General features: G+C 67.2%; 1 protein-coding gene. It reads right to left on the reverse strand.

Annotated features, from left to right (window positions below):
- Window position 1 precedes the first annotated feature (1 nt).
- Window positions 2–1207: 4-hydroxyphenylpyruvate dioxygenase (gene hppD, locus P3H15_RS53980; RefSeq protein WP_276144820.1), on the reverse strand; the 1206-nt coding region annotated here is incomplete at its 5' end.

Raw genomic sequence — 1207 nt, forward strand, 5'->3', positions numbered from 1 at the left:
CTCAGAAGTTTCCGCGGGCGGCTTGCTCGCGTTCGATGGCTTCGAAGAGGGCTTTGAAGTTGCCGATGCCGAAGCCGAGGGAGCCGTGGCGTTCGATGAGTTCGAAGAACACGGTGGGCCGGTCGACGAGGGGTTTGGTGAAGATCTGCAGCAGGTAGCCGTCCTCGTCGCGGTCGACGAGGATGCCGCGTTTGTGCAACTCCTCGATCGGGGCGCGGACGTTGCCGATCCGGGCCCGCAGTTCGGGGTCCTCGTAGTAGGAGTCCGGGGTGGCCAGGAAGTCGACACCCTCGGCGGTCAACTGGTCCACCGCGGTGAGGATGTCGTTCGTGGCCAGGGCCAGGTGCTGGGCGCCGGGACCGCGGTAGAAGTCGAGGTACTCGTCGATCTGGGAGCGTTTCTTGGCGATGGCGGGTTCGTTGAGCGGGAACTTCACCCGGTGGTTGCCGTTGGAGACGACCTTGCTCATCAGCGCGGAGTAGTCGGTGGCGATGTCCTCGCCGACGAATTCGGCCATGTTCGTGAACCCCATGACCCGGTTGTAGAAGTCGACCCAGTGGTCCATCCTGCCGAGTTCGACGTTGCCGACGACGTGGTCGAGGGCCTGGAACAGGCGTGTGGGGGCGCCGTCGCGTTTGGTGTGCGACGAGGTGCGCGGCTGGTAGCCGGGCAGGTAGGGGCCGGTGTAGCGGCTGCGGTCGACGAGGGTGTGGCGGGTGTCGCCGTAGGTGGCGATCGCCGCGATCCGGACGGTGCCGTGCTCGTCGGTGACATCGTGCGGCTCGTCGAGGACGGTGGCGCCCTGGGCGCGGGCGTGGGCGATGCACTTGTCGACGTCGGGGACGGCGAGGGCGATGTCGACGACGCCGTCGCCGTGGGTGCGGTGGTGCTCGATCAGCGGGCTGTCCGGGTGCACGGCGCCGTTGATGACGAAGCGGACGGCGCCGGATTCGAGGACGAAGCTGTGGTGGTCGCGGTTGCCGGTGGTCGGTCCGGAGTAGGCGACGAGGGTCATCCCGAACGCGGACTGGAAGTAGTGGGCGGTCTGGGTGGCGTTGCCGACCACCCAGACGACGGCGTCCCAGCCGCTGACCGGGAACGGGTCGCGGGTGCCGTCGTATTCGACGAGCCCGACCAGCTGCTCGAGTTGGCCGAGGTCGAGACCTGCCAGGCGTTCCTTGTCGGTGAGAGTCTGCTCGATCGTCAT

The organism is Rhodococcus sp. T2V, from assembly GCF_029269925.1.
GTDB classification, from domain to species: Bacteria; Actinomycetota; Actinomycetes; order Mycobacteriales; family Mycobacteriaceae; genus Rhodococcus_F; species Rhodococcus_F koreensis.